Below are 6,382 nucleotides of genomic sequence, written 5' to 3'. Positions count from 1 at the left end.
CGACAATTCCACTGACGAAGCGAGCCTGGCGGAACAGGTCGCCGAACTTGATCGCCAGTACCGGGAAGCCATGAGTTTGCCTCCCGGTGCCTGATTCGTCATCCTTCACCGACACCCTGCCGAAGACGATGACAATGAAGACGCACGACACCACGCGCCCCCTGGAAGTCGCTTGCCCGCAGTGCCGCAAGAAGGTGCTGTGGAACGAGACCAACCCCTATCGCCCCTTCTGCAGCAAGCGCTGCCGCCTGCTCGACCTGGGTGCCTGGGCCGATGAATCCCACCGCATCGCGGGGGAAGCCGCCATGGACGAGAGCGACCTCGATGCCCTGCTGGCAAGAGCAGACCGGGATGGCGAGCCGACGTGAGCGTCAATGGGCAGCGCCCGGAATACCGCCTGCTGGCGGAGCTCGAGGAGCACTTCGATCGGCTGGTGGAACAAACCGATGCCCTGGTGGCGACCTGGCAGGCCTCGGGCGCTTCAGCCTGGTCCTTCGAAAACGAGATGGCAGACGCCATCTGGCTTCGCCATGTCCTGCTCGACGTTTGGTACCAGGATGGCCAGGACGGCCGCGCGACCCGCAGCCATGTGGGCCTGGTGGCGGCCAACGAAAAGGTGATGGAAGCGGTCGCCAGGGTGAATGCCACCAAGAAGGCCTTCGCCGCACTGCTGGCGGAGATCCGCCGCGAGGCTCCCACCTTGATCCCGGAGATCAAGGCGATCCTGCCCTTCCGACAACCGGCCCTGCACAACCACCTGAAAGGCACGGGACTGGCCAGGCTTCACCTCAAGCAGTGCTGGCGAGCGATCCCCCTGGCCGAGGCCCCGGTGGCCCGCATTCGCCTGGCATGGTACGCCAGCGGACGCTCGATCAAGCGGCTGACGGTGCGCGAGGCCGAGCAGAAGCTGCTGGCTCTGGACAGCGAGGCGCCCCATGTGCGCATCCAGCTTCAGCGTCTGGCCGGTATCCCGGATGGCGAGCCGTTGGCCCAGGTGCAGAGCCAGGCGCCGCTGATGCGCGCCAATCTCTTCTATCGCGCCCCCCTGGAGGATGGCCGGAGCCGGCGCGCCATGAACATTGCCTTGCCGTTGTTCGTGCCCAGCCTGGACGGAAGGCTGCCGGACCACAACCTGCCCCCGTCTCATCCCCCTGAAACGCGCACTCGAGCCCGGCGTAGCGACGAACGGCTGGAGGACACGGCCTTCCTGCCGAGCCTGCGCGTCTATCGCTACCGCTGAAGGGATTCGGGCTATGGAACCGGGATCGCCTGATCAGGCGATCCGCCCGTGGGACCTGAGCGTCTGCAGTAGATGGCTGACACTCTCGGCCGACTGGGCATATTCAGCCATCAACGCCTTGAGGCGCCGTTCGAAGGCTCTCTGCAGGACCTGCTCGTCCTGCGGCTCACTCTGGGCCTTCTGTTCCAGACGCTCCCGTGAACGGACCGGCGGGCCGGTGGGAATATCCAGTTCGCTATCGGGACTCTCGAGTTCGCGCAGTGCATCGGCGAAAGCATTATCGAGTTCGCGGAACTTGCGCAACTTGTCGCGTTCGTCCAGAGGCTGTCGAGGATTGTGCGGTTTCATTCGGTTCCAATGGTGTCGAGGCGAAGGCCGTGACGGTAAGAGAGATGAACAGGCCATCGCCGGTACTCGGGAATGACGATGATTATACGGACAACACACCGTCGAATCATCTTGCCGATGGCGTTTCCGCCCGACGCGAGAAAGTCAGGACACAAGAGACACAGTACACACGACGACGCCGCCCAGAAGGGCGGCGTCATGTCTTCAAGCGCCAGGATTCACTCCTCGACGCGCACCAGCCAGGACTCGACAGTGTCTGAGCCATGCTCATCCTTCCAGGCCTTGAGGGTCTTCTGGTTACCACCCCGAGTTTCCACGACTTCCCCGGTATTGGGGTTCTTGTAGATCTTCAGCTTGCGCTTGCGGCGAGCACTGCCGGTCGCCGAAGCGGCGGAACTGCTGCGCGTCGCCGCGGCCGGCTTGGGATCGAGCAGGGCAATGACGTCAGCGGCGCTCTTGTCGTACTCGCGCATCAGCGCTTCAAGCTTTTCCTTGAACTCGAGCTCTGCCTTGAGGCGATCGTCGTTCTGCAGCTTATCCAGTTCAGACTGGAGTTGCTTGAGCTGCTGCTCCATCTGCATGTAGTTGCTGAGCAGTGATGACATGTAATAGTTCCTTCTCGGGGATTACAGAATGCAGCGGCATTATTGCCTTTTAAAAGTTTCTTGGCAAGAGTATGGACTGGGATTCTAAGTCCAGCAAACAACATTCCCAAGGTATTTAGCGGCACACTTTGCGAATAACTCGTCTCGACAGCCTGATTCAAGAAATACGTGGAGCACGTTAACAACCTCGAACCGCTAGGCGAGATATGTCTCGAGCCGTGGAAGTCCTCCCGCCAAGAAAAAGGCGCCACCGCGAGGGTGGCGCCTTTGCCAGGCGATGGGAACCATCGTTGCTGTTACGGTCAGTCCTGACCCATCTGCTGCTTGATGAGATCACCGATAGTCATCGGACCGCCGCTCTCGGGAGACTCCTCACGCAGCTTCTTGAGGTTCTGGCGAGTATCGTCCTGGTCCTTGGCCTTGATGGACAGGGCGATCTGGCGGTTCTTGCGATCGACACCGATGATGCGGGCCTCGACGCTGTCACCTTCGTTCAACACGTTGCGGGCGTCCTCGACGCGGTCGGCGCTGATCTCGGACGCCTTCAGTACGGCGACGACGTCGGTGGCCAGCTCGACCTGGGCTTCCTTGGCGTCGACCTCGACCACACGACCGGTGACGATGGAGCCCTTGTCGTTGACGGCCAGGAACTCGGAGACCGGATCGGTATCGAGCTGCTTGATGCCCAGGGAGATGCGCTCACGCTCCGGGTCGATGGAGAGGATGACGGCTTCCGCCTCGTCGCCCTTCTTGAACTGACGAACGGCTTCCTCACCAGTGTCGGTCCAGGAAATGTCGGAGAGGTGCACCAGGCCGTCGATGCCACCCTCGAGACCAATGAAGATACCGAAGTCGGTGATCGACTTGATGGTGCCGGTGACGCGGTCACCCTTGTTGTAGCGCGCGTTGAAGTCTTCCCACGGGTTGGTGGTGCACTGCTTGATACCCAGGGAGATGCGGCGACGCTCCTCGTCGATGTCCAGCACCATGACGTCCACATCATCGCCGACCTGCACGACCTTGGACGGATGGATGTTCTTGTTGGTCCAGTCCATCTCGGAGACGTGGACCAGGCCCTCGACGCCCTCTTCCAGCTCGGCAAAGCAGCCGTAGTCGGTGAGGTTGGTGACGGTGGCGTGAACCTTGGTGCCTTCCGGGTAACGATCCTTGATGTTGACCCACGGATCCTCGCCCAGCTGCTTCAGACCCAGGGAGACGCGATTGCGCTCACGGTCGAACTTGAGCACCTTGACGGTGACCTCGTCACCCACGGCCACGATCTCGCTCGGATGCTTGATGCGCTTCCAGGCCATATCGGTGATGTGCAGCAGACCGTCGACGCCACCCAGGTCGACGAAGGCACCGTAATCGGTGAGGTTCTTGACGATACCGACGATCTGCTGACCTTCCTGAAGGGTCGCCAGCAGGGCTTCACGCTCAGCGCTGTTCTCGGCCTCGAGCACGGCGCGACGAGACACGACCACGTTGTTGCGCTTCGGGTCGAGCTTGATGACCTTGAAGTCGAGTTCCTTGTTCTCGAGATGGGTCGTGTCGCGCACGGGGCGAACATCCACCAGAGAACCCGGGAGGAAGGCACGGATGGAGTCGACGTCGACGGTGAAGCCGCCCTTGACCTTGCCGTTGATCACGCCCTTGACGATCTCTTCCTTCTCGAAGGCGGCTTCCAGCACCTTCCACGCTTCGGCACGCTTGGCCTTCTCGCGGGACAGGCGTGTCTCGCCGAACCCGTCCTCGACGGCTTCCAGGGCGACGTGTACTTCATCGCCGACGGCGATGGTCAATTCGCCGTTTTCGTCGCGGAACTGGGCCGCGGGGATCTGACCTTCTGACTTCAGGCCGGCATTGACGGTGACCCAGTCGCCGTCGATGTCGACGATAGTAGCCGCGACGATGGCGCCCGGCTCCATGTTGATGTCCTGGAGAGACTGTTCAAACAGTTCAGCAAAGCTTTCGCTCATGATGTTCCTACGTGATCAACGTTGAGTACGGCGTTGCCGCCTTCTCCGCACCACCAGCGAGTGCGGGCCTTATTTTCCAAGCCCCCGGGGATGTTGGCGCTGGTTCGACCTGGCCCAGCTCACGGCAAATCGAAGTGCCGGACCACGTCATCACATCCTGCCGGAGGCGCCGCAAGGGAGAGTCAGGTGGCGGGTGCCAGACCGCGTTCGGTCAGCAGTTCCGTCAGCCGATCCACCACTTCCGGTATCGTCAGGCGCGTGGTGTCAAGCGTGATGGCATCATCGGCCGGCTTGAGCGGGGCCACGCTGCGCTGCATGTCGCGTGCATCGCGCGCCTGAATCTCCTTCAAAAGACTCGATAGACTAGCATCGACCCCCGCCTCCTGCAACTGGCGCTGACGCCGATGGGCCCGTTCCTCGGCGCTCGCCGTGAGGAAGATCTTCAGGGGCGCCTCGATGAACACCACGGTGCCCATGTCCCGCCCGTCGGCGACCAGCCCGGGAGGCTGTCGAAAGTCACGCTGGCGCTGCAGCAGGGCCTGGCGCACCGCCGGCAGCGCCGCGACCCGAGAGGCCGCATCGCCTACCTGCTCGGTACGGATGGTGCCGGTAGCGTCTTCGCCCTCCAGCAGCACGCGGGTCGTTTCGGACTCGGCGACGAAGACCACGTCAAGGCCGGCCGCCACCTCGGCCAGCCGCGCCTCGTCGTCCAGCGGGACCTCGTGCTTCACGGCCGCCAGGGCAGTCAGGCGATAGAGCGCGCCGCTGTCGAGCAGGTGCCAGCCCAGACGCTCGGCGACCAGGCGGCTGATGGTGCCCTTGCCGGCCCCGCCGGGACCGTCGATGGTGAGTACCGGTACCGTATCGCTCATGATGCCTCCTGCCGTTCCTCGAGGGTCAGCCCGACGCGACGCGCCAGGTCGATGAACCCGGGGAAGGAGGTGGCCACATTGGCGCAGTCGTCGATCTCGATCGGCTCCCCGGCGCGCAGGGCCGCGATGGCAAACGCCATCGCGATCCGGTGGTCGCCCAGGCTGTCGACCCGTCCACCGCCGTAGTTGGCACCCTCCGGCCGGCCGCCGCCGACGATGTCGATGCCGTCCTCGAGCAGGGTGTGCTCGACCCCGATGACGGCGAGGCCGTCGGCCATGGCCTTCAGGCGATCGGACTCCTTGACACGCAGCTCCTCGGCGCCGCGCAGGCGCGTCACGCCCCGAGCGCTGGCCGCGGCGATGAACAGCGCCGGGAACTCGTCGATCGCCAACGGCACCTGATCCACGGGGATATCGATGCCCTGGAGCGGCGCGTAACGTAAATGGATATCGGCCACCGGTTCGCCGCCCACCTCGTGCTCGTTGGAGAGCCGGAGGTCGGCGCCCATCAGCTTAAGGATGTTGATCACCCCGATGCGGGTCGGGTTGATGCCGACATGCTCGAGCACCAGGTCGGACCCCGGCGTGATCGCGGCCGCCACCAGGAAGAAGGTGGCGGAGGAGATATCCGAGGGAACGTCGATGGGCGCGGCGGTCAGGCGACCGCCACCCTTAAGCCAGCAGGTGTCCCCCTCGCGGTGGACCGCATAGCCGAAGCCGGAGAGCATCCGCTCGGTATGGTCGCGGGTCGGCGCTGGCTCGCGCACGCGGGTCTCGCCCTCGGCATAGAGCCCGGCGAGCAGCAGGCAGGACTTCACCTGGGCGCTGGCCATGGGCATGTCGTAGGTGATGCCCTTGAGCGCCCTGCCCCCGTGGATGTGCAGCGGCGGCCGACCGCCCTCGCCAGTGTCGATCTCGGCGCCCATCGCTCGCAGCGGATCGGCCACCCGCCCCATGGGCCGTTTGGTCAACGAGGCGTCGCCCGTCAGCTCGGTGTCGAAGGCCTGGCCGGCCAGCAGCCCGGCAAACAGGCGCATGGCGGTACCGGCATTGCCCACGTAGAGCGGCCCGGAGGGTGCCTTGAGGCCATGCATGCCGACGCCATGGACGGTCACGCGACCCTGGTGGGGCCCCTCGATGGCCACGCCCATCTCACGGAAGGCCTGAAGGGTGGCCAGGCTGTCCTCGCCCTCCAGGAAGCCCTTGATCTCGGTGATGCCCTCGGCCAGGGCCCCCAGCATGATCGAGCGATGGGAGATGGACTTGTCGCCAGGGACGCGGATACGCCCGGAAACGCCACCGCCGGGGCTGACCCGGTAGCGCAACTTGCCATGTTGT

7 protein-coding genes are annotated in these 6,382 nt (G+C 64.1%); 2 read left to right on the top strand and 5 right to left on the bottom strand.

All coding sequences use genetic code 11. The features are described 5' to 3' along the window. Positions 1-134 precede the first annotated feature (134 nt). Both yacG and RI841_RS11825 read left to right on the top strand, forming a co-directional pair. Positions 135-368: a DNA gyrase inhibitor YacG gene (gene yacG / locus RI841_RS11830; RefSeq protein ID WP_310705801.1), complete on the top strand. Its 234-nt coding sequence runs from the start codon at positions 135-137 to the stop codon at positions 366-368. Then, positions 365-1,240, top strand: coding sequence for a DNA replication terminus site-binding protein (locus RI841_RS11825; protein ID WP_310705800.1), 876 nt, complete (start codon positions 365-367; stop codon positions 1,238-1,240). The genes yacG and RI841_RS11825 overlap by 4 nt, the downstream gene beginning before the upstream one ends. Before the next feature lie 33 nt (positions 1,241-1,273). Here the strand turns inward: RI841_RS11825 and RI841_RS11820 are convergent, their stop codons facing one another. The 5 genes from RI841_RS11820 to aroA form a co-directional block, all read right to left on the bottom strand. Beyond that, positions 1,274-1,588, bottom strand: coding sequence for a hypothetical protein (locus RI841_RS11820; protein ID WP_310705799.1), 315 nt, complete (start codon positions 1,586-1,588; stop codon positions 1,274-1,276). 218 nt (positions 1,589-1,806) lie between these two features. Further along, positions 1,807-2,193 (bottom strand): histone-like nucleoid-structuring protein, MvaT/MvaU family, encoded by a 387-nt coding sequence (locus tag RI841_RS11815; protein WP_310705798.1) that lies wholly within the window; start codon positions 2,191-2,193, stop codon positions 1,807-1,809. A 302-nt stretch (positions 2,194-2,495) separates the two neighbouring features. Continuing rightward, positions 2,496-4,172: a 30S ribosomal protein S1 gene (rpsA, locus tag RI841_RS11810; protein WP_310705797.1), complete on the bottom strand. Its 1,677-nt coding sequence runs from the start codon at positions 4,170-4,172 to the stop codon at positions 2,496-2,498. A 182-nt stretch (positions 4,173-4,354) separates the two neighbouring features. After that, on the bottom strand, positions 4,355-5,044 hold the full coding sequence (cmk, locus tag RI841_RS11805) for a (d)CMP kinase (protein WP_310705796.1): 690 nt from the start codon (positions 5,042-5,044) through the stop codon (positions 4,355-4,357). Next, on the bottom strand, positions 5,041-6,382 hold a 1,342-nt coding region (aroA, locus tag RI841_RS11800), incomplete at its 5' end, for a 3-phosphoshikimate 1-carboxyvinyltransferase (RefSeq protein WP_310705795.1). The genes cmk and aroA, both read right to left, overlap by 4 nt.

Origin of the sequence: Halomonas sp., from assembly GCF_031581305.1 — a bacterium.
Taxonomy (GTDB): domain Bacteria; phylum Pseudomonadota; class Gammaproteobacteria; order Pseudomonadales; family Halomonadaceae; genus Halomonas.
Note: the sequence above shows the minus strand (reverse complement) of the source record. Positions and strands in the feature narration are given on the sequence as shown.